Here is a 25,730-nt window from a genome sequence, read left to right on the forward strand (position 1 = left end):
GAAGCTCGAAGCGGCGCGCGCCGCGCGGCGCGCCACGCCGTCTACCACTGCACCACGACCACCCGTCACCCCGCGGCACTACACTGAACACCCACCCCACCTGTCACATTCTCGCTGAACCAGGACAGAGCGGGCACCCGTATGTGTGTTGGGGGTTGGGGGAGATGTATCGGGGCAGTAGGGCCTAGACGGCAACATGCCACTGCACTGATAGGAGATCGGTCGCCTTGTGCGAAGCCGCATGACCCCTGGATCGGCGCAACATGTTCTAGCGTTGGAGGCGTGCGCGTCGCATTGAACCACCACGAAGCGCTTGCAGGTGTCACGCGCTGCTGCATCTGCTCGACGAGGCTTCCGATATATCGCATCTCCGATGCGTCAGAAGCGTCGCTTTGAATTTACCACTGCTTCAGTTCACACAGAGAGACGAGAACCAGGATTCTTCAGAGAAACGCGGCGGGATGCGCGCGCCACCTCATCGCGTCGTGGGCGCGTCAGCGATGGAAAGGAGCACTTTTCTCAGTTGCAAGTTCCCAACGAGGTTCCGAAGAGTGCCTGCAGACTATGGATGCGATGTTCTCGAGGGACTCGTGAGGACGATCCGCACCGCGTGCGCGCAGCAAGCGAGAGTGTCACCCGGGTGCGGCCGGACCAAAGAGACGTCCTACTGGGGGACAGGCGCGCGTGCGCGCGACTGACGTGATCGCTCACGGGCCATCCTCTTCTCTCCATCTTCGAATCACCCTCGCCGCCGACCGAGCCTGCTTGACCGAAGGCCGCCGCTCCCAATTGCCGAGTGCATAGCTTCGAAGAGTTGAAACGACGCCGCGGGCTCCCCAATGCATGTTGTCGGCGCGCATCGCCCAGTTCATGAGGTTCTCCCACTCCTCGGGTGAAAGACGAAGGCACTCGGAGATGGCGTGCGCGTCATCGACATCGACCAAGCCGGAGCTGATCGCGGCCTTCCCGTTGGGCGATCCGTAGCGGGCGAGATCGACGTCGGTGGACAGCTGGAGACCCCGGAGCTCTGTCCAGCATACCGCACTCTTGCACCACTCTGTGACATTGCGCGAGCCAGCGGTCGTCACGATATGACGGTAGATCGGCTCCGCCCAGTGCCGGATGACTTCCCTGATCTTCGGAGGCACCGCCTGCTTCTCCCAGATCCTGTCGAAATCGATGCCCTGCGGCATTCGGAATGACAGGTACGCGACAAGATAGGCGACGACATTTGCTCGGTACGCCGGGATCGCGTCCTTGAGATCGTTCACCAGCTTCGTCGTATCCCGATACAGAATGACCTTGCCGACGATGCGCTTGTATTCGCTATGATCGAGCTCCGGTCGTCGGAGCTGATCATCAAGTGCGTCCGTGAACTTCTTGAAGTTCTTCTGGCCTCCCTTGCTGACTTCTTCAGGGAGCTGATTCCACGCGTTCCAGCACTTGGCAAGATCCGTCTTCGTGATGAGCTGTGATCGCGGGGAGTGCTTCTCAAACTCAATGCGTTTCGCGCGCGCGGTGGCAACTCGCATCTTCTCGGTCGCGTATGCGCCGCGAGAACGCTCATAGTACCATCGCGATTGCCGATCTGGCGTCCAGATCGTCCTCGAGAGCTTCTCGAACGCGACGTGCCACGGCTGATTCGCCTCGAGATCGTCGTCCTTAACGGCGTTCTGTTTGTTGGCGAACTTGGAGATGCTGCGAACGAGTTCTATGAACCCGTCGTGATCCTCGTCCTCCGTGGTGACGACGACGAGCTTTCCCTGTACGAATACTTTCGCAACGCTGTTTGCAGCTCCATCGACCTTCACCGCGCGATGAATCGACGCGGTTGTCTGTCCACCGTTGACCACCTGGAGACCGACGATCCTCGTAATCTCTTCATGTCCATCCGGCCGGCGACGGACCTCAACGCTCCTCGCGGTCAGCGCCAGGCCATTGTTGTAGGCAAAGAATCGATCGGGGTTGCCGTGAATGGTCTCTCTAATCCCCTTGTTGACCTTGCCCGTCGCTGACAGAAACGCGCGGACGTTCTGCTCCAGCAACCGCTGTCCATACTTCTCGTACGCATGGAACAGCAATGTTCCAGGGACTACGCACAGATAAGCATCGTAATGCGGATCGTCTTCGGGAACCCTGAGACACGGAAGCCCTGATCCGTGATTCACGTCCAGCACGTCGATCTCGATCTCTTCCTGCTTAGGATCCGACAGTCGACTAAGGCGCTCGATATCCCAGATCGCGCACGTAACCTCGACCTTGCTCACCTCAACTGAATCGATCGACTTCAGACGTTGCGTGAGCCCGTCCGTTGCAATATGCACCTCGATTCGCTTCAGTTTCTTCCGGCGCTCGTGGATAATGCGGCCGAGTGCCGCTGCGTCCGCCGCGGGTTCGAGATCGTCGGCCCTGCCGTCAAGCATCGACGTGATGAAGTGAACCGCAAGTTCGAACCGCCGACGTAGCTCCTCCGCTGATGCTGGAGGAGTCTCGGGATCATCGTTGTGGAGTACCGCTAGGATTGAAAGTGATGAGAGATCCTCGTCGTCAGACGGCGGAAACGCCCACCCCGCGATTTCCCAGTTGGCGCGTCCGAGCCGGCCGCCGCGGACGCACACCTCGGGATCCTCGATGACCCCTGCCTCCGAGAACATTTCGAGGACTGCATCCGCGAAACACTCGATCTCTGTAGCGTACGGATTGCCGTCAACGGCCTTCTCGCGGACCTCTTCATTCAGGGCCCGGGCAAACTCGGACAACTGTTCACTTGTCTCAGGCAAAGAGAAATCTCCTCACGTCGGCGTCCGGTGTTTGATACTGGACGATGGCACCCCACGAGATGTCGTAGGACACCGAGAACACATTAGCGCGGAGCTCTGACGGTCTGATGCGCGGAAAATCGTCCCGTACATGGAGAAACTCTGTCTCCCGCACCTTGATGCGCACCGCGTACCGTACTCGATCGGAGTCGGAGTAGCCGGAATCAATGAGCCCTTGTTCGAGCAGAGACAGTGATCCGGGAGCCTCACTCTGCACCAGCCGGCGCACGCGATCAACCACTGCCTCGAGTCCCTCGCCACCTGCGCGTACCTCCTGCGCTGTCACGGCGAAGAGGCCGAGCCAGGGCACCACCGACTCGTCAAGTTGACGCTCCGAGGTTATTCGGAAGCGTTCGGGGGCCGAACTCGTCGAGAGCTTTGCTTCCACGGCCCCCTGATCCGTCTGGAAGTCGTGTGGAGTTCCGGAGGGACCCGTCCATGCGCGAAGCGCACTCTCGGCTCCTGCGAGGCTCGACAGACGCTCGATGCAGAGAAGTTCTCCGATCAATCCAAGTTGCCCCGATCTCCCAAGCCCCTCGTCTCCTCGGGCGTCGAAGAATCGCGCCCACGCCGCCACGCGCCGACTCACCTCGAGCAGTGCCATCGGCGCCGTCGGAGCAACTATGCAATCATCGAGCAGCTTGGCTGCCAGCTCAACAAAGACGTCTGCGAATACCTTTGCGGACGCCCTAATCTCATAGATCACTTCGGCGTGCATGCCTTCGCCGCTGCCATGTGTCGCCGCGATCTCGATGCCGCGGACTTTCGGTAGGCTCATCCCGTGCGGGACGCATGACCGTGTCGTCCTTAGGGCAAACCCTGGGATGCGAGTCTCGCCATCGACAAAGGCTCGAATGCCGAGGTTCGGCGGCCCGTAAAAGGCCCGGTACGCGATTCCCGGCGAGAGCGGCGCCGAACTGCGCAATTCCTCATAGACGGTGGAGGTCGCGCTCATTCGACCCCTGCGAGTTCGTCTTCCCAATAGCGGTAGTTCAATGTGTAGCTCACCGGATTCGCGTCCGCGGAGTGCGGGAAGCTTACGAACGGGGCGACGAGCGGTACGATCTCACCCTCGGCGCGATCCCACTGCGAAGGGTCAGGGGAGAGCAAATAGAGAATCAGCAGTCCCCGCGTCTTCGGTCGGCCCTCACGGAGCAAACGACCTCGCGTCAGCTCCGGCGGACGCTGCGGATCGTCCCGAAGGCAAGCGAGATCGCGCGCGACTCGCCGCCACTCATCTACAGACAGGTCGATCGACTCGTCCTTCGGGCTTCCGAGACGCTTCACGACATATCGTTCCTTCCGTTCCGCCGCGGGAGTGATTCGGTCGCGATAGATCGTTGAGATCCGGCATCCGCTCAACGCAATCGGCAACGACGGGAATGCATCGCTCGACGCGGCAACAGAACTTGCTGCACCCTTCCCGAGTACCACGACGGACCACTCGGTTAGCTCGCCGTTCGCGATCCGGTCCTCGATGTAATTGCGCACCGCGATTGCCGGCGTGCGCGAGAGATCCCGCTCCGCAAACTCGAACGATTTCAGGTAGGGAAGCACCGCAGCACCTGAGACTCCGTCCCACTCAATGGCACCAGGCCACCGTCCGCGACGATACGCCTTGTCTGGATCATCTCGAAACACGGGAAACTCAGAGGGTGCACCACGTGAGTTGACGAAGTTCAGTGTCAACTCCCAGTTGCGCCTGACGACAGCACTTCGTTCGAGAAGAATGGTAGGTTCGAACGGCGTCGCGCTGAGGGACGTGGTGAGCGAGGGCAGCCCTGGCCGCAGCTTGCCCGTAATGGCCAGTACCGGGTGTGTCCGAACCCGAATCCCATAGTCGTCCGGAGTGCCACCGAGTAAGACCATCCGGTCGAACTCCTGGCGCAGTTCCTCTGCCGCGTCCGTAATGTGTCCGTACCACTCGGCGAGCTCGGAGCTGAGATACAGCCGACAAAGGTCTTCATAGTTTGGCCGATAGCCAAACCAGCGTCCCATCTGCATCAATGTGTCGTACATTCGGGCCGCGCGCAGGAAGTAGCTGACGCTCAGGCCCTCGAGCGTCAGTCCTCGCGACAGTTTGTCACCGCCAACAGCGATGACGTGAAGCCCGGACTTCTTGTGCTCCTCGTAGATAAGCGCGTCGGAAGCCTTCGCGTTTATGAGATTCACGCGGATCAGCTCCAGTACGGACCATACTTCGGATTCGACGGCTTCCCACGACATGGCGCTTTCGCCGTGAGCGGTGCTCGTTTGCGCAAAGTCCGTATCCCACATCTCACGCAGGTCATGGCCGATCGTCTCGCCGGTTGTGGTATTGCGGGTGCGCCAGCGATCCTTGAGTGAGTTCACGTACTCGCTCACCTGGCGATGCACTACTCCCTGAACGGCGGTGAAGCGCGTGACGTGGATGAGCATCGATTTGTGGTCAGTAATCTGACCACGCGCCCGCCGCGCAGCGCTGGAAAGGACGAACGCACGAATCGCCTCTTCGAGTGACGGTGGAAGCACGTCGGTGTCCTTATACCGCGGCACCAGCCCATTCTTGTGGCTCGGTGGAATCCACTCGCTTGCATCCTTGATGAATCGGATGCGGCTCGGCCGCTCCCCCTGTCGTGGAAGCGTCTCATCGCCGCGACCGAAGATCCTTGCAGGTCCGAAGTAGTTCGAGGGGGCGGAGAGGTTGATGATGAAGTGTCTGGGAAAGAGATCTTCGCCACCCTCGGGTGTCTTGCCCTCGGGGTGAATGAACACATTCGCGAACGGCGTCGCAGTGTAGCCGACGTAGGCGCGTCGCTCGAAGGTCTCCAGGAGCGTCCGGATGAGGTGGTTGATTGCCGTGGGGGAGTGGTCAAGATCCGGCTGACCGGTCTCCTCGTCGAATGCCTGCACCCTTGTGTCGACAGATGCCTGATCCGCTTCGTCGTCGATAACAAGGAGGGGAACTTCGCCGACGACAAACCGGCCGTCGCCGATCGGCTTCTTCGCGCTGAGCTTTGCCCAATCAATCAGATTCTTCAGAACCCTCACGTTCTTCTTCACGACGAACAGCAGGACATTGCCCCCAGCATGAATCTGAAAGCCCTGGGCCTTGGCTGTGTTGAAGTCTCCCCGATCGTCACGCGTCGTGACGGAGTCGGCGATAAGAGTCGGATCGATCTCACCAACGCCGACCGGAACCCGTGTTGTGGCTGGGTCGTTCCACTGCCTGGCATAACCTAGGAAGCCCTCGTCCAGACGGATCTGTGTCTGAGCGCGAAGGCTGTTGTGGATGCCAGAAAGCACAACGATGACCTTGTAGCCCGCATCGGCTGCCTTGCAGAGGAGACCTGTATAGTTGCCCGTCTTGCCCGATTGAACGTGTCCCACTACCAGCCCTTGCCGCCGCCACCCTCCCGCTCGCGTGGGATCCTCCAGCAGCCCCAGAACGGTGTCCGTCATATCACTCAGTTCTGTCACAACCTTTGGAGGGAGCCTCGTCTCGAGAAAGAGTCGATAGCGATTCCAGAAGCGCCACTCAACTTCCTTCACACGAACCGGAAGCCACGCCTTGTGGCTCGGGTCGTCGCCGGTGAGTACTCCACAAGGCCCCGTCCAGATGTTGAATCGTCGGGTGAGTTCGGCTATAACGCTCTGTACCTCCTCCGAGTCAGCGGACTTGCTGATGATGGCGGCGAATGACCTCGCTGTCTCGGTGATCTTCTCTTCTGCAATCAGCTCTCCTGCCTGCAGGTCGGAACCAAGCGCGGTAAGGCAGATCTTGAGGAGCTTTTCGTAGGCGGGGGACGATGATAGGCTCATGAGGCAAGCGATGCGAGGATGGCAGGGAACTGGTCGAAGGGCTCCGTTAGCCGCAGAACCTCCAAGGCGTTCGCCCTCGACATCTTCTGGCCTGCCTCGAGCCGGCTCAGCAGGTCCTTTGCGAGCTTCTCGACAGTTTCTGCGTCCAGCTGTTCGGAGGTGGATGCCGGTGCTTCCGGGCGCTCAGAGACGTCCAGCCAGATGCGGTGTACCGGCACTGTGGTCTCGAGAAGTCGAAACGCCCTCTCGACGATCGCCCTCTGCGCTGGTGTTGTGCGGAGCAGCTCCGCCACCACGGGATGTTCTCGGTTGATGAGGTAGGCCGGTGAGTTCCCCGCTCCTGATAACCACGCGGGGGAGAACGCAGCCCTTCTTCCCGGCGGCAGTGGGCTCCCCCGATGGACGTAGACTTCGCGCGCGGCGGAGCGGATGCCCTCTGCATTCCGGGTCAGCCAGTCACGCAGCTCCAGAGGAGGAAGCGCGGCCGACTTCTTGACGTCGATGTTCCACGCCGCGTCGAGCGTGTTCGGGAGATCGAGTCTGATCCGCGCGAGCTTGTGCTGCTCATCCCGAATCCAGCGTTTCGGCTTGCCGAGTCCTAGCCACGACCCCGAGACGAGCAGTCGTTGCCCGCGATAGACGTAGAAACCCTCCTGGCTGGTCCACCCAGCTGGGCCGGCGGCTACCTCGTATTCGTCGCCGTCGAATCGGTCCTTGTGAGGCAGAACGAAGCCTTGGAGGACCACAGTGCCGGCGGAACTACCCCGGCGTACCTCCGGCATCTGCTGCGTCGATGGATGGGCAGTGAGGAATGGATCCCACCCTTTCACTCGAAACTCTTCGGTCTCGCCGTTGACGTAAATGCGAAGCTTCGGGCGCATCCCTTCGATGAAGCGGTGGAACACCATGCCAAGATGGGCCTCGACTTCTCGCGAAGTGCGCTGGAAATCCAATCGGGCCCTGGAATCGTCCGTGCAGACGTCACCGACGAGGCGGTCCAGCAAACGCCAGACGACAACGGTCCCGGAGTTCATGGCGTCCAAGGGCCGAAGGAGCTCGCCCTCAGACCCTTCGGAGCGATCTTCGACAAGCCACTGATCCGTCCGGTGCACAAGTGCGAGATCCCACACGCGCGTGTGAACATCGCATTGGGCGGCTTTCGAGGCGACGAGAAGACGCGCGCACTGCGAGAGCGATGCGGTCTTGAGTCCGAGTCCGAACCTGCCTAGGTCGCTCGCGGCCCGCTGTTCGAGCGGGCTACGACTTCCGAGTGTCATGGCGCGATCGAGTTCTTCCGGCGCCATACCACGTCCATCGTCCAGAAGCGTCACCGTCGAGTCGCGGCCGTCCCACCGGAACTCAAGCCATACGGTCGACGCCCCCGCCGCTATCGAGTTGTCGATCAGGTCCGCGACGGCGGTCTTGGCGTCGTATCCCACGCCGCGGATCGACTGCATCAGCGCCGAGGCAGGTGGCGTCAGTTGCTTCTGGGCCATGCGCGGATACGGCGTGTCGGAGGTGGGCCTTGTCGGGGAGGAGCTGTGGCGAGTGGTCGCAGGGAATTTCGATGCCGTGCTCGGCCGCACAACTAGTAGTAACCCTGGGGTCCGGTTCGCGCGCGACAGACCGAGTTTCGAAGTGGCACCCATTCCCAGAACGAGTTCGGGGAGGGTCTGGCACTTGACGGCGGCGCCGGGGTGCGCGTCCGTCGACGGCGAAAGATCTCCTGGCGGAGTCGGGGCGCGACTCTAGATTCCTTCGCTGCGCCGAAAAGCCGTCGTACGCCTGCGTGAGGGGCAGCGCGCGCCACGACGACTCCTGTCACGAGAGCCGTCCTCGCCGGCAACCCCAGCACGCCTAGTGAGCTCTACGAACAGATCGCGTCGCGACAAGAGGTCGTAACCAGCCGAGCAGTCGTGCAGCTTTCCCAGCGTCTGTACTGAAACGTATCAACGAAGAAGCTCAAGGCCGCTGCGGCAGGTAAGGGCGCAGGCAGCGCGCGGCGTCTGGCTGCATTCCTCCTACAGCTTGACCTCACGTGGGATTATGAAGCGATGACCGAGCCAGCGATGATTGAATTGCTGCTGCAGCAGTTCCGCCGCTTCGTCGGGTGAGGCCGCTAGCTTGCCGGTCGTTGATCCTGCCTGACCTCCTCCAGGAATCCCTGCAGGGTCTTGAGTCGCGACCATAGCTGCTTCGGGAATGCCTTCCGCAGAGGTTCCGGCACGACGAGGATCACGTTGTGGCGTGTCATCTCATCGAGCTGAGCCTCCGACACGCCTTCTTGCAGCGTAAGCAAGTGCTTCGTATGAACCTCGCTCGCTTCCGCGAGAACCTGCCTCCATCGGTCCTTGACCGTCGTCTTTGCGGCCAACATCCTCAGCCGTTCTCTCGGAAACTCCTTGTCGCGGTATGCAACTATCGATGGGAACAAGAAGTCAGGACGACTTCGTTCGTCGGCCACCGCGCCGTGCGAGAATGACACGCCCTCTTCCCGGAAGATTCCCGCAAGCTGAAGCTCTAGCGAGCGACCCGATCGGCTCTTCCGGCGGTTAGTCACCGAGTGCGCGAATTCAAGGAAGGCATCGACCGTAGAGAACGGCTTCCCCAATTCAGGTAGCACGTGATACGCCTCGACGGAACGAAACACTTCGTATTCGCAGCGTCGCCGACGGAGTAGTCGCTCGTCGACGTCGAGACCTCGAGCGGGCATCAAGCTTTCAATCACCCGTGAGACGATCTCGTCACCGGGCGGGAAGCTCTCCTTCCAGGCCTGCGGCATTCTTGACGGATGCAGCACGCACGAGCGCACAGCGGAGGGAGCCATTCCGGAAACGACTACTCCGGATGATGTGATGACAACGCCATCTCCCGGGTCAACCGGACCAACGCGCTCAACTATGCGCTCCTCCTCGTCGAGAGTACGAGCAACCCAGACGCGAAGTGCATCAGCATCTTTCGCTCCAACTCTGTGATATGCGAAGACGGCGAGAGCGCCTGTCGAATCGGCGGAAACTACAGGTGCATCGACGGCACCCCAACGTGTAAGGCGGGCTTCATCGCGCCCGCCTTTCTGCCCGAGACGTTTCGAGTTGTACCAGACAAGGCGGAGCGTGGCTTCGTATCCGTCATGCGAGTCGACGACTAGGCTTAGTAAGATGTCGGGATTCCTCTCCTTGGCACTTCGATGGCTCAGGCGAGGAAAGGCGAGCCGGAGCACTTCCTTGGCCACATACGGGCCACCTTGGTGCACGTTAGGCTTCGCATAGGTGTCATTGGCGGAGAGGTACTTCGCGTACCAGATCCATTCGGGCCCAGACACGTCCTCGAACCAGTTCGAGAGTTCGTTCTCCTTAGCCACACTTCCCTCCGTGATCCTTCGTTTGCCGCACGTCGCGAACGAGCGCGGAGAGACGCGACGGAGTAAGGTTGCACTCCCAAACGACGATCGGCCGCCATCCTCGCCGTCGTAATTCGCGCAGGGTGCGTCGATCGCGCGCGACATTCGCGGCGAACTTAGCCCGCCAGAAACCGGTGTTCGTTGACGGAGTGGTGGCAAAGCGACAGCCAGGGTGCCGGTGCCAGAAACATCCATGTACCAACACCGCGACGCAGAAGCGTGTCAGTACCAGATCCGGCCTCCCTGGGAGATCGCGCCGGTGTAGTCTGAAACGAAGACCCGCCCGATGCAGGAAGCGCCTGACGATCAGTTCCGGCGCCGTATCCTTCCCTCCAATGCCGGCCATCATCCGGCTGCGCGTCGCGCGATCGACGATGTCGGCCACGTCAGTCCGCGGCCACGAGCTCCAACGAGAGCTGACTGCGACGAGCATGGTACGACTCACCCAGGATGTGCGGGCGCATAGCACTAGCGATCGCCTCCACAAGGGGGACGACGACGGAATTGCCAAACTGGCGATACGCCTGCGTATCCGAGACTGGAATCTCCCACCGGCGGTCGCCTCGGTCGAAGCCCATCAGGCGCGCGCACTCCCGCGGCGTCAGGCGCCGCGGATTCCCGCTTCCGCGCTTGATCAGGATTTCAGAGCCGTCCTTGTAATAGCGCGCTGAGAGCGTGCGTGCGATATCGGCCTGGCCGACAAGTCCGAAGCCGAATCCGTTTCCCCTGGCGCGGTGTTTCTCGGCGTAGTCCTGCAAGTACTTCCAGAGATGATCGGTGAGGACGTACTTGCGATGCGGGCGCCCATTGGAATCGACAAAGCGATCATCGACCTGTCCGGCGTCGGAGTCCGAATGGAGGATATCGCGAAGAACCGGCCACTTTTCCTGCGGCGGAATCGCAACGTCTTCCCAACTGAAGTCGACATCGTCACGGAATCCCACCAGGAAGATCCGCTCGCGATGCTGCGGGACGAAGGCGCGCGCGTTGACAACCTTGGGCCAGACGCGATATCCGAGCTTCTCCTTCAGCGTGCGCATGATGACCGCGAACGTACGGCCGCCGTCATGCCCTTGGAGATTCTTGACGTTCTCGAGAAGAAACGCGCGCGGGCGATGATGCTCGAGAATTCTCTCGACTTCGAAGAAGAGCGTCCCCTGCGTTTCGCACTCGAATCCGTGCTTTCTGCCGAGCGAGTTCTTCTTGGAGACGCCCGCGATACTGAACGGTTGACAGGGAAACCCGGCAAGCAAAACGTCGTGCCTCGGAATATCCTCGGACGCGACCTTCACGATATCGCCCGCGATCTCGTGTTCGCCGAAGTTCGCTCGATACGTGCGCTGCGAGTGTTCGTCCCACTCGGACGTGAAGACACACCGACCACCGATCGATTCGAATGCGAGGCGTAGCCCGCCTATGCCGGCGAACAAGTCGATGAACTCCAAGGACGGCGGCGTTTCCCGAACGAGACTTCCTTTCGGTTCAAGCCGACGCCGAAGCTCCGCGAGTTCGAGCGCGCTCGGCTCGTGCTTTCCCCCCTCCCAGCGCTTCACGGTCGCGAGCGAACAGTCCGCGACTTTCGCCAGTTGCGACTGTGAAAGGCCGTTGCGAATGCGGAGGTCGCGGAGCTCGGTCGCGACCGGCGGCTTAGCGGGTTTTCTTCGGGCGGAAGGCACGGTGACAATGTGACACCGAGTTGTCCCGTGGAGCAAGGGGCTTTGGTGTGCCTCGCGGTCCCGGAATCGCGCACCCCCGAGCAGATCAAGCGGCTGTGTGAGCGCTTGCACTTCAACGGACCTGTCTTCGCGCGCTACCTCAACACCAGCGCGAGCACGGTTGAGCAGTGGGGGGACGGACGCGAAGCGTCCGAGCGGGACCGTGGTGCGCGGACGCGCGGCTCGGCGGGTACGCGCGGAGTAAGGAGCGGCGCCACTCCGGGAACTGAGCGGCGATTCCGTCCAACTCAAGCCGATCCGGACGCTTCACCCGTCCACATCGACGTCAGGCGCCCTCCCCTCCCCCACCCCCCACCTCCCACCGCGCCCCACGCCCCCGCCCCAGACACCGCACCTTCCCCTCCCGCTCCAGCTCCTTCACCACCCGACGCACGGTGACGAGCGACGCCCCCTCCACCTCGTCGCAGATCTCCTGCAGCGCGAAGCGCGTCAGCCCCGCGCGCATCACGGCCAGTCGCACGCGCTCATCCAGCGAACCCGCCTGGTGCAACGGCAGCTCGCCCTGCGGCGTCTCCCGCACGAGCGTCAGCTGCGGCGATGCGCGGTGCGCCGCGCAGGCCACGAAGAAACGGTGCGTCCACTGGTTGGCCAACTTGCGATTGCCGGCAAAGACGATGGGGAGGCGCGGGTGCATCACGGTGAGCTCCGCCAGGGCGCGGGCGACAAACGAGGCCGGCCATCGCCCCGCGAGGCGCTTCTCGTCCAGGAAGTCCGCGTACTGCGCCTCCACGACCATCGCGCTCCACGCATACTGCGCCAGGTGCGCAAGGGCATGGTGCAACGCCTGGATGGCGCCCAGATCGCCCAGCAGGTTGTCGAACGACTTGCGCTCGACGACGGCCGCGATGCGTTCACCGTCGAGCAGGGCGTAGTCGCCGGCCGGGAGCTTGCGCGTGGTGACGGCGGCCCCAGGAAAGTGCCACGCATATCGCTCGCTGCTGTCGATCACCAGTTGCAGCTCCTCGTCGCCGCCGCGGACCTCGAGGCGCGAGCGCGAGCGGTGGGACCGGATCGCGGCCTCGGTGCGGAAGAAGACCTGCTCGTATGTGCCGGGCTTGTCGCGAAACGGCTTGGCGATGAAGAGGAACTCGCACCGCTTGCGCACGGGGCGGTCGAGGACGACGGCCAGCTTGCGGCCAAGCTGCGTGCAGCTGACGACGGGGACGCGCTCGACGAGCGTCATCGGCTCGTCGGGGTCGGAGCCGTCCTCGCGCAGGCAGAAGACCTGTTGACCCGGCCCCGGCCACGCCGCCGTGGCGCGCACGGCGAGTACGGTACGCCCGTCCCGCTCCACGGCGACGCGGAAGGCGAACCGGGGATGGCCTGTGCGGTGGACGGTCCAGCTGGTGGTCATGCGGGCGCGGGAGCTTTGGAGTGACGGATGATGTGGTCCAGCAGAGCGGCGCCAGCAAGTAGCAGTGGGGATTGACACGCAAGGGGTGCCGCGGGCTCTACGCCGTCGATTCCATCCAGTTCACGAGCGAGTGCACCTTCTCCTCGACGAACGCTTTCCAATCGGCCACCGGTGTGTGCTCGCTCCACGTGGCCAACGGGTCGCGCGCAAACGCGGGTCGATAGGTCTCCAGCAGGTCGCGTCCGTGCACACCGAAGGCGTAGTCGCTCAAGGGACGTTCGCGGGCGGAACGCTCCCACGCCAGAAACGCTGCCGTGAAGACGTATCGTTCGTGCCAACTTCCCCATTGGGGCGGGCGACGGTCTAGGGCGAGGAGCGGCGCCCAAGCCGCGACGTTGGCTCGATATCTCGCTGGCTGACCTTCGCGCGACTCGATCATCCGTGCGGCGGCAAGGTCATCGACGGCGCGTCGTGTCGCGGCGACGGTGTAGCCTGTCGCCGTCGCGATGTCGCGCACCGTGTGCCACGCCTCGTCACTGCCGAGCAGGTAAGCGATCAGGTCCGCCTTGGTACCGACGCCAAGGCCAAGCCGCAGCCTGAAGATCAACATCGGCGCCGACGTGAGATTGGCGCGCGTTGCACGCGACTTTCCCGGCGAGCGCCGAACGGATGCGGGCGCGGTGTCATCCGCCGAGTCGCGTGAGGTCGCGCGTCCCGACTCGGACGCCAATGCTGGCATTCGCTCATCTCTCCCCTCGTTTGCCAGAGCACTCCATCGCAGGTCCTTTCCCGTCTCGCTCGACACACGGGCGAACCACCGCAGCGACGGTACGAAGGCATCGTGTACGTGCTCGGGGTAGAGCGCCGCGAGGTTCTTTGTCCGCTGGACGCTCAGCAGGTCGGAGTTGCGCACACCCCAGTCCTGAATGAGATCGGCGAGACGGCGTTCCTCATCGACGAGCACGAGCGAGATCAGGAGGAGGGCCTCCGGGTCAATCATGGTCTCTATGCCGGACGTCCCTGCAGCGCCTCTCGGCGCGGACGGACGCGTCGACGCGGCCGACGTCTGCCCTCCAATCGCGCGCCATTGCCGCCAGATCACCGCCAGCACAGTCTCACGCAGTTGAATCGCGAGCTCATGCAGCGGCTGGCGCGCGTCGTCGGCCCGAAGCCTCTGTTGATCGTTAGGCATAATCGAGATCCCTCGTCACCTGCGCCACGACCTCGCGCAGGATCTGCGCGAATTCGGGAGCGGCATCCTGCGTGGAAACCCAAACGGCGGCGTCGGCCAGTTCGGCCGGCGTCGGAGCGAGCGCCAGTAGATCCTGGTAGTGGACGCTGCTCGCTCCCTCCGAATCGGCCGCCGCGAAGAGCTTGAAGAACACGAGGTCGTACCGCGCGACAATCCCCACCCAGAGGCCGCCGTATCGCTGCCATTCGATACGTGCATCAAGGCCTGGAGGAAGCCCGGCACGCCACTGCAGTGCAGGTCCGGAGTTCAGCCAATCAGCGTCGAGCCCCATGTCACGAGCGACGTTCTGCGCCGCTCGCAGCAGCGGTTCGGGAAGGGGCGTTGGCGGCTCCGAGAGGGAATGAACATCGGGATGCGCGCCTTGTCGGTGCCGCGCGAAGGCGAGAATGTCGACGTCGGTCGTCGTTCGCGTGACGATGCCCAGAAGGTTCAGGGCTGCGCCGCCCACCACGACCACCGCAAACGTCACCCCCTCTGCCGCCAGCAGTTCACCGACGCGGGAAAGCGCGAGTTCGACATCGTCCGAGCCGAAAAGATGCATTATAGTTCTCAACGAGATACTTTAAAGAGTTCTCAAAGAACTATAAAAGCTCTGTTCGAAACGGCAAGGGGCTCAGGAGTGATACTCGCCCCCCTTCTCCGCCGCCGCATCAGCAGCTATCCCTGCAGACTCGCTACCGATTCCTCTGCGAAATGACTAGCAATATGTCTGCCGTATTCGCCGAGGGTCACCGACCGCGAGCTGGCGACCCGGCTCAGGTCGACAGGGGCGGTTGTGATCGAGGGTCCCAGAGCCTGCGGGAAGACTCTGACCGCCCGGCAGGTGGCCAGAAGCGAGGTCCTGCTGGACGTCGATACCAACGCTCGCCAGGCGATCGGGATCGACCCATCCCTCGTGCTAGAGGGCGCGACTCCGCGACTGATCGACGAGTGGCAGCTCGCGCCGGAGATCTGGAACCATATCCGACGCGCCGTGGATGACCGGGGGACGCCGGGGCAATTCATCCTGACCGGATCCGCGGTTCCGGCGGACGATATCACGCGACACACCGGCGCCGGGCGCATCACGCGGCTCAGGATGCGCCCGATGTCGCTCTTCGAGTCGGGAAAGGTCACGGGTGCGATCTCGCTGAGCCAGCTTCTCTCGGGAGACAGCGCGCGGTCCGGCGATTCGGGTTTCACGATCCGCGACCTGACGGAGCAGATCGTCGTGGGCGGGTGGCCGGGGAATTTGGCGCGAGATGCAGTCGAGTCGGCGCGGGCCGTTCGCGACTATCTCGAAGAGGTCCGACGGGCAGACCTGAGTCGGGTGGGAGATCGATCGCGCGATCCGGTCAAAGTCGGGCACCTGCTCCGATCACTCGCGCGCCATGTCGCCACCGAGGCGACCATCGCCACGCTGGGCGCCGACGCTGGCGCCGATGACGGGTCCCTGGCGCGCGACACCGTCGCCGACTACCTCGAGGCGCTCGAGCGGTTGATGATCGTCGAGGACCAGCCGGCGTGGTCACCGCATCTACGGTCGAAGGCTCGCGTTCGCGGCGCCGCCAAGCGGCACTTCGTCGACCCATCGTTGGCGACCGCGGCGCTTCGCGCCACGCCGGAGGGATTGCTCGCCGACCTCAATCTCCTCGGCCTGCTCTTCGAGTCACTCGTGGTACGCGACCTTCGGGTGTACGCGCAAGCATGCGACGCGAGCGTCCTTCACTATCGTGACAGCAACGGCCGCGAGGTCGACGCCATCGTCGAGGTGGCAGACGGGCGATGGGGTGCCTTCGAGGTCAAGCTGGGGCGGGATCAGGTCGACGAAGGTGCGGCGTCACTGCTCAGCTTCGCCGAGCAGGTGGACATATCGAAGTGCGGCGCGCCCGCCTGCCTCGGCGTCATCGTGGCCACCGGTTACGGATACCGGCGCCCGGATGGTGTGGCAGTGATTCCGATCGGCTGCCTGGGGCCGTGACCTGCGTCTCTACGTCACCACCCCGAACCGCCCCCACACCTCCGCGGCATCCTCCAGCGTCACCGCCGTCCATCCCGCGGCGGAAAAGCGGTCCCACTCCTCTCGTGTGGGATAGGTGAAGTAGCGCCCCCCGGGCTGCTGCGTCGTTTGCAGCACCTCGCCAGACAACACACGCTGTGCCACCAAGCCTAACGCGTCGACACCAGGGGCATAGAGCTGCGCGATGTGCCAGAAGAGCGAGCGCGTGCGATCGACGCTCGTGCGTGTCGTCGTCACGATGGGGCCGGTGTCGATCGTGCCATCGGGGATGGTGTGCACGGTGCAGCCGATGGTCGTGTCGCCGTTGGCCAGCGCGCGAAAGGTCGCGAGGACGCCGCGGTACGCGGGGAGGAGGCCGGAGTGGAGGTTGAGAACCCCTAAACGGGGGATGGCGAGGAGCGCCGACTTGAAGATCGCCCCATAGCGGATGGAGATGATGAGGTCCGGCGCCTGCGCGCGCACCCAGGCGAGGCCGTCGGCGCTGTTGGGGTTGGGGAGGTTGGTGACCGCGATCCCTCGGCGCGTCGTCAACTCGCGAAAGGTGAGGCAGCGTGCGCCGTCGTCGGGGAGGGCGGCGCGCTCGACCAGGGGGAAGAGGAGGTCGAGCGGGATGCGCTGTTCCGCCAGGCGCAACTCGTGTCGCTGCGGCGCCTCGTCAGGCGCCGGCGCCGCGCTCCCGACGCGCTGGGAGAGGGCGATGGATACCGCATGCCCCTCGAGCGCCGGCAGCAGGCGGTTGATGGCGAGGGCGGAGAAGAGGTCGGCGTTGAGGCAGGCGAGGACTCGCATTCCCCAACCTACGACTCACTGTCCCCAGTTCACCACCGGCAACACCTTGCGCCCGCTCGGGTTATGGCGGACGATGTTGATGAGCCCAAGCTGCACCCCGCGCAACGAGCGCGCGTAGTTCACGATCCCGATGGTAAGTCCGCGCTGGCGCCCCTGGATGTAGTTGAACGAGCTGACGCCGACGCCGCGCAGGGTCCCGCCCTCGATCACGCGCACGGTGCCACCGGCCACCATGAGCCCGCGCAACTGTTCGCCCCCCACACCAAAGCCACCCACGGCAATGCCGTGCACGCGTGGTGCTCCCACGCCGACGCCGCCGACGCTGAGGTACTTGAGTGTCCCGCCAGCCCCAACGCCCACGCCTCCCACGAAGACGCCGGTGAGGTCACCACCGCCGCCGAAGCCGATGCCGCCAACTCCGATCCCCTTGAAGTCGCCGCCAACGCCGCCGCCCAGCCCACCAACCAGGACTCCCCGACCGCCACCACCGGCCGCTGCCCCAAGGCCGCCGATCACGATGCCGTTCGCCTCGCCGCCGGCGCCAACTCCCAAGCCACCGACCATCACCCCGTTCACGTTTCCGCCGCCGCCGAACCCAAGGCCGCCGATCCCGATCCCCGTGATGTCGCCGCCCGCGCCGGCGCCGAGTCCGGCGACGAGGAGCCCGGAGACGTTACCCCCCGCGCCGGCGCCAAGGGCGGCGACCGTGCCCCCCTGAAGGCGGCCGGTGGCGGAGATCCCGCCCCCGAGCTGGATCCCCCGCACGTCGCGCCCGCCGGTGAGCGGGAGGGCGACCGCGATGCCGCTGATGTCGCCCTCGCCCCCGTTGGTCGGGTGCCAGATGGTGAGGTTGAGGCCGGAGACCCGCTCGAGTCGGGTATCGCGGAAGTTGAGGCGGATCCCGGTCCATTCGCGGGAATCGCCGATGCTGATTCCGGTGCGGTTGGGGCCAATGTTGAGGGCGCGATCGCCGCCGCGATCGTCGTCGCGCGTTCGGCGATTTTCCTGGGAGAGAACGACTCGGGGGGAGAACAGGAAGATGGTCGCCGTGACGGCGACGGCCGCGGCAGCGGCAACTACCAGAACGGCGCGCGGAATGGTTCGCTTCATGATCGGATGTGTAGCTCGGTGCGAAGCGCACGGAAGCCGTGTCGCGCCGTGGCGCACACGGTTCACCGCCGCGTACGGTGCTGGGAGCGCCTTTGGTTTCACGGCCAGTCCCGCCCCAGCTCTCTCAATGGTTGACACGCACGCAACCATTTGGGTTGAGACTCGCCAGGCGGATCACCAAATCCACGAAACCGGAAGCAAGGTGACATTGTTCGTTTCGTGTACGCCCCGGCCGATGGGGTCAGGGGAGCTGGAGTGGAACGACCGCCGGGACTCGACGCCCCGGTGTGGCTGGAGGCACGAAGGCATGGCAACTGGGAGCGGAGCAGTGGCACGCGCAGCGGTTGGATACGGGCGAACTAGGCGAGACGAATAATGCCGAACCGCGTACCGCAGTGGCTGCGACAGGTGCTGGTCTTCGCCGGCGCGTGGCACCTGATCCTGGGGGGGGCGATGATCATCGCGCCCAGCGCGTTCTTCACCTTCACGAAGATCGCGCCGCTCAACTACCCGCAGGTGTGGCAGGGGATCGGGGTGATGACGGCGGTGATGGGGGTGGGCTACGCGGTCACCGCCCGCAACCCACTGCGCTACTGGCCGGTCATCATGATCGGCTTCATTCCCAAGCTGGTTGCGCCGCTGGGATTCGTCTTCGGGCTGGTGACGGGGGCGCTCCCGCGGGCCTTTGGCGCCCTGGTGGTGGTGCACGACCTGCTGTGGCTCGCCCCGTTCGGGGAGCTGCTCTGGCTGGCGATCCGCGAGGCCGCGGCCGGCGAGTATCCGCGCTCGATCTTCCGCGGGACGTTGCGCGACGCGATGGCGAATGCGATCACCGACCACGGGGAATCGCTGCTGGAGCTGTCGGAGGAGGGGCCTCGCCTGGTGATCTTCCTGCGCCACACCGGGTGCATCTTCTGCAGGGAGACGTTAGGCGACCTGCGCGCGCTGCGCGGCCAGATCGAGTCGGCCGGGGTCAAGCTGGCGCTGGTGCACATGGGGATGCCCGATGAGGGGGAGGCGCTGGCCGAGGACAACGGGCTCTCGGGAGTGGACATGATCGGGGATCCGCTGCGCGAGCTGTACCAGGCGTTCCAGCTCCCGCAGGGGTCGTTTGTCCAGCTCTTTGGCCCCAAGGTGGCGCTGCGCGGCTTCCTGGCGATGCTCAAGGGGCACATGCAGGGGTATTTCCACGGCGATGCATTGCAGCTCCCCGGCGCTTTCGTAGTTTCCAACGGTGCCATCCTGCGCTCCTATCGCCACACGCACGCCGGCGACCGCCCGGACTACCTCGCCCTGGCCACGGGGGCGTGCGACATCCCGCCGGGTGGGACGACGGCGGCCTGACGCTACCGCGGGGGCTCGGCGGTGAGCGCGACACGCACACTCTGGTTCGTCCTGGGCGACCAGCTCGATCCGCACTTCACGGTCCTCCGCCGTCACTTCGACAAGGCGCGCGACGTGGTGCTGATGGCCGAGGTGAGCGACGAGTCGCGCCACGTCCCGTCGCACAAGCAGCGCACGATCCTCTTTCTCGCGGCCATGCGGCACTACGCCGAACGGCTGCGCTCGAAGGGTGTCACGGTGCGCTACACCCGGCTCGACGACGTCGGCAACGCCTCGACGCTGGCCGGTGAGCTGCGGAGGGCGCTGGACACGCTGCAACCCCAGTCGCTGGCCATCGTGCGCCCGGGTGAATGGCGCGTGCTACGGATGATCGAGCGCGTGGCGGCGCAGCGAAAGCTCCCGCTCAGGGTGCACGAGGACCCGCACTTCCTGGTCACGCCGCAGGCGTTCAGCGCGTGGGCGAATGGTCGCACGGAGCTGGTGATGGAGCGCTTCTACAGGGCAGTGCGGAAGCGCTTCCGGATCCTGGTCACCGACGACGGTCGCCCCGAGGGCGGGGCCTGGACCCTACGCGCGGAAAGCAGGCCGCGCTTCGCGGGCAATCGCCCGCCGCTCCCGAAACGCGTGGTGCATACGCCGGATGCAACGACGCGCGCGGTGATCGCCTCGGTCGAGCGGTCGTTGGGCGACCTCCCGGGGACGGCGGCGGAGTTCAACTGGCCGGTGACGCGCGAGCAGGCACTGGCCGAACTGCACGACTTCGTGCGGCACCGCCTGGCGCACTTCGGCGACGACGTGGCTGACATGGCGACCGGGGCGCCGTGGATGCACCACTCGCTCCTCGCCGCCCCGCTCAACCTCAAGCTGCTCGACCCGCGCGAGGTGGTGCAGCTGGCGGTTGATGCCCACCGGCGCGGGGAGGCGCCCTTGCCGGCGGTGGAGGCGTTCGTGCGACAGGTGATCGGGCGGCGCGAGTTCATCCGCGGCGTGTACTGGCACGAAGGACAGGACTACGCCAGCCGCAACGCGCTGGGGCATCGGCGTGCGCTCCCCACGCTCTACTGGAGCGGCGAGACGGAGATGCGTTGCCTGCGCGAGGGCGTGGGCGGGGTGCTGCAGCACGGATTCGCGCACCACGCGCAGCGCCTGCTCGTCACCGGCAACTTCGCCCTGCTGGCCGGCGTGGACCCCAAGGAAGTGAGCGACTGGCACCTGGGAATGTTCGTGGACGGCGTCGACTGGGCGACGCTCCCCAACGCGTTAGGCAGCTCGCAGCACGCGGACGGCGGGACGGTGGGGACCCGGGCGCCCGTGGCCGGCGGGCGCACCATCGAGAAGCACTCCGACTACTGCGACGGCTGTCGCTTCGAGCCGGGGATGCGCACGGGCGACGACGCCTGCCCGATGACGACCTTCTACTGGGACTTCCTCATCCGCCACCAGGCGACGCTCGCCGCCAACCGGCGCCTGGCGAGCGCGCTCGCGCAGGTGGCATCGATGAGTGACGAGGTGAAGCGCGAGGTCACCGCGTGGGCGGCGGTGATGCGCAAGCGGCTGGGGGTTGTGGAGCGTTAGGGGAGCTCCATCGACACTACCGAGCGGCGGTTGGCGGGAGCGCGTCGGTGGGCGCGCGACGGCGACGGCCTGTGGCCGATGCGAGGACAAATGGGTCCCAGCTTTCGCTGGGAAGGTGGGGGGGGCGCAGCGGGGGGAGTGCGGCAGCGACGGTCGGTGGCCGATGCGAGGACAAATGGGTCCCAGCTTTCGCTGGGACGGTGGGGGGGGCAGCGGTGGGCGCGCGGCGGCGACGGTCGGTGGCCGATGCGGGGGCAAATGGGTCCCAGCTTTCGCTGGGAAGGTGGGGTGCGAAGCTGGGATGGTGGGCGTGCGAAGCTCGGAAGGTGGGGTGCGAAGCTGGGAAGGTGGGGTGCGAAAGATCGACGACGACCTGCGAATGTCTTCCGCGCCACACACGCCGCGTTAGGCGCTCCTCTACGCCGAGAACGTCAGCATGACCCGCGGCCCGCGCGCAAGGCGTGTGTAGAGGCGCGTCGCGGTCTCGGCGACGCGTGGGTCCTTGTCGCGACGGAAGGGGGAGATCAACGGCATCGCCGCCGACCCGCGCGCGGTCGCAACGGCCTCGAGTGAGGCGCAGCGGAACTCGCTGTCCAGGTTGGCCGCGGCGCTCACGGCCTGCGGCGACATGAGCGTCTTGATCAGCTTCTGCACAGCGTCCGGCGTGCCGAGCTTCCCGAGTGCCGCGACGATCTGGAGCTTCATCTCGAGATCGCCGTCGGCGTCCAGGGCGACGCCCAACTGTCGCGCGTTGGCCCCCTCGATGCGCGCCAGGAGGGCGGTGCTGGCAAAGTAGCGCACCGCATCCGACGGATCGTTGATGACGGTGTTGAGCGCCGCCAGCGCGTCGGGAGTCCGCAGGCGCGCCAGCGCCGACGATGCCGCAACTCGCCGGCGCTCGTCGTCGGACTCGAGCAGGATGGCGAGCGACGACTCCACGCCGTCGATGCGCATCTCTCCCAGCAACTCGGCGGCATTGCGCGCCACGTACCACTGTTCCGAATCGAGCGCCTGCATCAGCATGCTGACGCCGCAACGCAACCAGATCAGCGCATCGAAGTAGGCGCGCCGCTCGAACATGTCCTGCGATTCACACAGGTGCGCAAACAGCGCCTCGGCCCCCTCATCCCCCGCATGCGAGAGCACGCCGAGGAGTCGCTCGCGCCGGCGCGCCGAGGGGATGACCTGCGCCGTGAGCTTGAGCGCCATCGGCGAGATGAGGCGCTTGAGCGCGAGCTCCGCGGTGTGTCGCAAGGCGTCGTGCTGTGTACTGCGCTCGAACGACCAGATCGTGACGAGGACGGCGGCAATGGTGCGCGAGTCGCCACCTTCCAGCGCCTGCTCACCACGCGTTGCCAGCTTGGCCAGTGCCGACTCGGCGTGGACGTACTCGGCGCCGTCGCGAAGCGAGATGAGGAGTTCTGGCGGAAGGTTGGCCGTGATGTGTTCGTCATCGAGTTCGAAGGCGCCGATGAACTCGATGTTCCAGAGGCGCGAGTCGAGGGCCCGCGTCTCGATGGCCCGCCCCTCGTTCGCGTTGCGTGGCGTCGCGGCCAGGAGACGCGCCATCTCCAGCAGGTCACGCGCAGGCGTGAGCTGCCGGATGACGAGGCGCGCCACGCCATGTCCGAGGAGCGCCGACAGCAGCGCTTCGACCCCTGGCGTCTCGAATGTGAGCGTCTCCTCCAATCCGATGCGCAGTACGTCACCGTCGAGTTCGAGCGCCAGCGCCCGCCGGCGTGAGCGCGACTCCACGTCGCGCACGTGCGCGTCGCGCGCCGACGCGGTGTGCATCGCGTTGGAGACGCTCTGGATCAGGCGCGAGAGCGCCAGGACGTACTCTTTGCCGTCGTCGCTCGACATGACCTCGCCAATGGGAAACGGTCCGCGGGTGATTCTCGGCAGTTTTCGCAGCGAACATTAGCGGTTGCACACCAGCCAGTGCGCGCGAGCGCCGGCGCCCTTGCCCCACGCGGCTGGCGGGGGAGCCCTCCCGGGTTCTATCTGGTGGCGAGTCGCAGGACCGCCTCGCGTATGGCCGGCCATGTCACCGCGCGCGGTGACATGACCTCGTGGTGCGCCGCATTGGGGACCACGACGACGTCGACGCGGTCGCCGGCAGCACGCGCCTTGGTGGCCCAGGCCTCGAGGTTGGCGCGGGGCATGATGCGATCCGACTCGCCAGCCAGCATGACCTGGGGGACCCCTAACGGGAGCCAGCTGGAGGGGGAGGCGTCGCGCCAGCGGTCGGGGACCAGCGCGGCGGTGCCGCCGAGGAGCTTGGGAACGGTCCCTTCGCTGCAGATGGGGTCGACGTAGGTATTGAAGTCATAGAGGTCGCCGGGTCCGCCGAGTGCAACGACGCCCGCCAGCAGCAACGGCGAGGCGGCGTGCAGCGGCGAGGAGGCGGGGAGTTTACGGCGTGCGGCGAGCCAGAGCGCCATGTGGCCACCGGCGGAGTGGCCGATGGCGACGACGCGCGACAGGTCGAGCGGGTAGCGCTTCGCGATGCCACGCAGCGAGTCGGCCGCGGCGGCGACATCGAGAAAGGTCCCGGGCCAACCGCCGCCGGGGTTGTCGCGCCGGCGGTACTCGACGTTCCAGGTCGCCACGCCGGCATCGCGCAACGCGTCGGCCAAGGGGGCGGCGTTCCGCGCTGCAGCGTAGCCGTGGATCCAGCACCCGCCGTGGATGACGATGGCGACGGCGAAGGGTCCTTTCCCGTTAGGCAGGCGCAGCTCGCCGAACTGGAGCGAGTCGGCGCCGTAGGCGATCACGGCGTCGGGGGCCTTGCTGGGGAGGGCGTTGATGTCGGCGGGCCTCAGGAACTGCTGCGCACGGGCGGGAGTGGGCGTGGCGAGGGCGGCGATGAGACACAGAAGACGAGAGGACGGGAAGACGGGAAGACGAGAGGGCATGGGGGGGTGGGGGCGGGAACTCCGGGGGGGATGCTGTCCGGGGATCTTTCAATCCTTTCGTGCGGAGCGCGTTCGCGCCATGGGGTGCGAGAGGGGGAGAATGGCGCTAATGTCTGTGCGTCGCGTCTGCACCGTTCCCACCAGCGCTCGTCTCATGCCAAACAGGTTTGTCCGTACAGTCGTGGCCCTCGGCGCCGCGGTGTTCGTCCCGGCGCTCGTGGCAGCGCAGGGGAAGGCGAAGACTCCCGCCAAGGGCAGGGCCCCCATCTACACCGCCGGAGCGCTCACGCCGCACCAGCAGCTCACGCGCGAGATCTACAAGGAGCTGGTGGAGATCAACACCGGTGTGGAGACGGGGAACGTGACGACGGCGGCCGAGGCGATGCTCAAGCGGTTGAAGGCCGCGGGGATTCCCGACAGCGACCTGTTCATCGGCGGGCCCAACCCGAAGAAGCACAACCTGGTGGCGCGCATCCACGGCAAGGGAGGAGCTAACGCGGGGAAGCCGATCCTCCTCCTGGCGCACATCGACGTCGTGGAGGCACTCAAGGCCGACTGGTCGCCCGACCTGGACCCGTTCGTCTTCCTTGAACGCGACGGCTACTTCTACGGGCGCGGCACGGCGGATGACAAGGCGATGGCGTCGATCTTCGTCGCCAACGTCTTCCGCATGAAGCAGGAGGGATACGTTCCCGACCGCGACATCATCATCGCCCTCACTGCCGACGAGGAGAGCGGGCCGTTCAACGGCGTCGACTGGCTCACGAAGAACCATCGCGACCTGGTGGATGCGGCGCTGGTGATCAACGAAGGAGGGGGAGGGACGCTACGCAACGGGAAGCAGCTGTTCAACACGGTGCAGGCTGCAGAGAAGATCACGACCAACTTCACGTTGCGCGTGACCAATCGCGGCGGCCACTCCTCGGTCCCGCGCGACGACAACGCCATCACGCAGCTGGCGGACGCGCTCTCGAAGGTGGGGCGCCACCGCTTCGCGGTGCAGTTGAACGAGGTAACGCGCGCCTTCTTCTCGCAGACCGCTGCGCTGGAGACGCCGGCGGTGGGACAGGCGATGAAGGCGCTGGTCGCCAACCCGTCGGATGCTGGTGCGCTGGCGGTGCTGGAGAGCGACCCGCGCTACAACGCGATGCTACGCACGAGCTGTGTCGCCACGCAGCTCGCCGGCGGGCACGCCTCCAACGCCCTTCCGCAGCTGGCCGAGGCCAACATCAACTGCCGCATCTACCCGACGAGCAGCGCCGCCGAGGTGCGGGCGGAACTCGAGCAGGTGGTTGCCGACTCGAACGTGAAGGTGATCATCCGCACGCAGCGCTCGGCGACGCCGATGACCACGCTGGCGCGCGAGGTGATGGGGCCGGTGGAGCAGATCACGCGCGAGATGTGGGGCGACATCCCGGTGATCCCGACAATGAGCACCGGTGCGACCGACTCGCGCTTCTTCCGCGCGTTAGGGATTCCGTCGTACGGGGTGTCGGGATTGTTCAGCGACCCGACGGTCGACGCGCGGGCGCATGGGCGCGACGAGCGGATGGGGGTGCGGAGCTACTTCGAGGGGCAGGAGTTCCTGTATCGGCTGACGAAGGCGTTGGCGTCGAATACGTCGATACAGTAG

General features: G+C 65.1%; 18 protein-coding genes. 4 read left to right on the top strand and 14 right to left on the bottom strand.

Going from position 1 to position 25,730, the window contains the following annotated elements; genetic code table 11:
- Window positions 1-707: 707 nt before the first annotated feature.
- The 10 genes from IT359_12600 to IT359_12645 all read right to left on the bottom strand — a co-directional run bounded on the left by IT359_12600 (window position 708) and on the right by IT359_12645 (window position 14,903).
- The gene (locus tag IT359_12600) at window positions 708-2,759 is read right to left on the bottom strand and encodes an AIPR family protein (protein MCC6929812.1); all 2,052 of its coding nucleotides are present in this window, start codon (window positions 2,757-2,759) and stop codon (window positions 708-710) included.
- A gap of 13 nt (window positions 2,760-2,772) precedes the next feature.
- Window positions 2,773-3,774, bottom strand: coding sequence for a PD-(D/E)XK motif protein (locus IT359_12605; GenBank protein MCC6929813.1), 1,002 nt, complete (start codon window positions 3,772-3,774; stop codon window positions 2,773-2,775).
- Window positions 3,771-6,620: a Z1 domain-containing protein gene (locus tag IT359_12610; protein ID MCC6929814.1), complete on the bottom strand. Its 2,850-nt coding sequence runs from the start codon at window positions 6,618-6,620 to the stop codon at window positions 3,771-3,773. The genes IT359_12605 and IT359_12610 overlap by 4 nt, the downstream gene beginning before the upstream one ends.
- Entirely contained in the window at window positions 6,617-8,116 is a 1,500-nt protein-coding gene (locus IT359_12615; protein MCC6929815.1) for an ATP-binding protein, read from the bottom strand. Before IT359_12615 ends, IT359_12610 begins: the two co-directional genes overlap by 4 nt.
- Window positions 8,117-8,739: 623 nt before the next feature.
- Window positions 8,740-9,981, bottom strand: a complete 1,242-nt coding sequence (locus tag IT359_12620) for a hypothetical protein (protein MCC6929816.1) — start codon at window positions 9,979-9,981, stop codon at window positions 8,740-8,742.
- Window positions 9,974-10,405, bottom strand: coding sequence for a DNA mismatch endonuclease Vsr (gene vsr / locus IT359_12625; protein MCC6929817.1), 432 nt, complete (start codon window positions 10,403-10,405; stop codon window positions 9,974-9,976). Before vsr ends, IT359_12620 begins: the two co-directional genes overlap by 8 nt.
- A gap of 1 nt (window position 10,406) precedes the next feature.
- Window positions 10,407-11,606: a DNA (cytosine-5-)-methyltransferase gene (gene dcm, locus IT359_12630; GenBank protein MCC6929818.1), complete on the bottom strand. Its 1,200-nt coding sequence runs from the start codon at window positions 11,604-11,606 to the stop codon at window positions 10,407-10,409.
- Window positions 11,607-12,021: 415 nt separating this feature from the next.
- A complete protein-coding gene (locus IT359_12635; protein ID MCC6929819.1) occupies window positions 12,022-13,110 on the bottom strand; it encodes a hypothetical protein in 1,089 nt (362 codons plus the stop codon).
- A gap of 97 nt (window positions 13,111-13,207) precedes the next feature.
- Window positions 13,208-14,110 carry a hypothetical protein gene (locus tag IT359_12640; GenBank protein MCC6929820.1) on the bottom strand — a complete coding sequence of 301 codons (903 nt, stop codon included), beginning with the start codon at window positions 14,108-14,110 and terminating at the stop codon, window positions 13,208-13,210.
- A gap of 184 nt (window positions 14,111-14,294) precedes the next feature.
- Window positions 14,295-14,903: a hypothetical protein gene (locus IT359_12645; GenBank protein ID MCC6929821.1), complete on the bottom strand. Its 609-nt coding sequence runs from the start codon at window positions 14,901-14,903 to the stop codon at window positions 14,295-14,297.
- A gap of 234 nt (window positions 14,904-15,137) precedes the next feature.
- On the opposite strand from IT359_12645, the gene IT359_12650 reads away from it, so the two are divergent.
- Window positions 15,138-16,322 carry an ATP-binding protein gene (locus IT359_12650; GenBank protein MCC6929822.1) on the top strand — a complete coding sequence of 395 codons (1,185 nt, stop codon included), beginning with the start codon at window positions 15,138-15,140 and terminating at the stop codon, window positions 16,320-16,322.
- A gap of 9 nt (window positions 16,323-16,331) precedes the next feature.
- On the opposite strand, the gene IT359_12655 is transcribed toward IT359_12650, so the two are convergent.
- Both IT359_12655 and IT359_12660 read right to left on the bottom strand, forming a co-directional pair.
- The gene (locus IT359_12655; protein ID MCC6929823.1) at window positions 16,332-17,150 is read right to left on the bottom strand and encodes a hypothetical protein; all 819 of its coding nucleotides are present in this window, start codon (window positions 17,148-17,150) and stop codon (window positions 16,332-16,334) included.
- A 15-nt stretch (window positions 17,151-17,165) separates the two neighbouring features.
- Window positions 17,166-18,260 (bottom strand): hypothetical protein, encoded by a 1,095-nt coding sequence (locus IT359_12660; protein ID MCC6929824.1) that lies wholly within the window; start codon window positions 18,258-18,260, stop codon window positions 17,166-17,168.
- A 375-nt stretch (window positions 18,261-18,635) separates the two neighbouring features.
- Between IT359_12660 and IT359_12665 the strand changes: the two genes are divergently transcribed.
- Together IT359_12665 and IT359_12670 are read left to right on the top strand one after the other, a co-directional pair.
- A complete protein-coding gene (locus tag IT359_12665) occupies window positions 18,636-19,604 on the top strand; it encodes a redoxin domain-containing protein (protein ID MCC6929825.1) in 969 nt (322 codons plus the stop codon).
- 21 nt (window positions 19,605-19,625) lie between these two features.
- Entirely contained in the window at window positions 19,626-21,179 is a 1,554-nt protein-coding gene (locus tag IT359_12670; GenBank protein ID MCC6929826.1) for a cryptochrome/photolyase family protein, read from the top strand.
- 417 nt (window positions 21,180-21,596) lie between these two features.
- Here the strand turns inward: IT359_12670 and IT359_12675 are convergent, their stop codons facing one another.
- Both IT359_12675 and IT359_12680 read right to left on the bottom strand, forming a co-directional pair.
- The gene (locus IT359_12675) at window positions 21,597-23,042 is read right to left on the bottom strand and encodes a HEAT repeat domain-containing protein (protein ID MCC6929827.1); all 1,446 of its coding nucleotides are present in this window, start codon (window positions 23,040-23,042) and stop codon (window positions 21,597-21,599) included.
- A gap of 137 nt (window positions 23,043-23,179) precedes the next feature.
- On the bottom strand, window positions 23,180-24,097 hold the full coding sequence (locus IT359_12680) for an alpha/beta hydrolase (GenBank protein MCC6929828.1): 918 nt from the start codon (window positions 24,095-24,097) through the stop codon (window positions 23,180-23,182).
- A 154-nt stretch (window positions 24,098-24,251) separates the two neighbouring features.
- Here IT359_12680 and IT359_12685 point away from each other — a divergent pair, with 154 nt between their 5' ends.
- Window positions 24,252-25,730 (top strand): M20/M25/M40 family metallo-hydrolase, encoded by a 1,479-nt coding sequence (locus IT359_12685; GenBank protein ID MCC6929829.1) that lies wholly within the window; start codon window positions 24,252-24,254, stop codon window positions 25,728-25,730.

The sequence above is a fragment of the Gemmatimonadaceae bacterium genome, from assembly GCA_020852815.1.
GTDB lineage: Bacteria > Gemmatimonadota > Gemmatimonadetes > Gemmatimonadales > Gemmatimonadaceae > SCN-70-22.

Excerpts from the sequence above, each read along its gene's own strand:
- IT359_12640 (MCC6929820.1), bottom strand. The coding sequence starts at position 14,110 with ATGATTGACCCGGAGGCCCTCCTCCTGATCTCGCTCGTGCTCGTCGAT.
- IT359_12675 (MCC6929827.1), bottom strand. The coding sequence starts at position 23,042 with ATGTCGAGCGACGACGGCAAAGAGTACGTCCTGGCGCTCTCGCGCCTG.
- IT359_12685 (MCC6929829.1), top strand. The coding sequence starts at position 24,252 with ATGCCAAACAGGTTTGTCCGTACAGTCGTGGCCCTCGGCGCCGCGGTG.
- IT359_12605 (MCC6929813.1), bottom strand. The coding sequence starts at position 3,774 with ATGAGCGCGACCTCCACCGTCTATGAGGAATTGCGCAGTTCGGCGCCG.
- IT359_12645 (MCC6929821.1), bottom strand. The coding sequence starts at position 14,903 with ATGCATCTTTTCGGCTCGGACGATGTCGAACTCGCGCTTTCCCGCGTC.
- IT359_12680 (MCC6929828.1), bottom strand. The coding sequence starts at position 24,097 with ATGCCCTCTCGTCTTCCCGTCTTCCCGTCCTCTCGTCTTCTGTGTCTC.
- IT359_12665 (MCC6929825.1), top strand. The coding sequence starts at position 18,636 with ATGCCGAACCGCGTACCGCAGTGGCTGCGACAGGTGCTGGTCTTCGCC.
- IT359_12660 (MCC6929824.1), bottom strand. The coding sequence starts at position 18,260 with ATGAAGCGAACCATTCCGCGCGCCGTTCTGGTAGTTGCCGCTGCCGCG.
- IT359_12610 (MCC6929814.1), bottom strand. The coding sequence starts at position 6,620 with ATGAGCCTATCATCGTCCCCCGCCTACGAAAAGCTCCTCAAGATCTGC.
- IT359_12615 (MCC6929815.1), bottom strand. The coding sequence starts at position 8,116 with ATGGCCCAGAAGCAACTGACGCCACCTGCCTCGGCGCTGATGCAGTCG.
- IT359_12655 (MCC6929823.1), bottom strand. The coding sequence starts at position 17,150 with ATGCGAGTCCTCGCCTGCCTCAACGCCGACCTCTTCTCCGCCCTCGCC.
- IT359_12635 (MCC6929819.1), bottom strand. The coding sequence starts at position 13,110 with ATGACCACCAGCTGGACCGTCCACCGCACAGGCCATCCCCGGTTCGCC.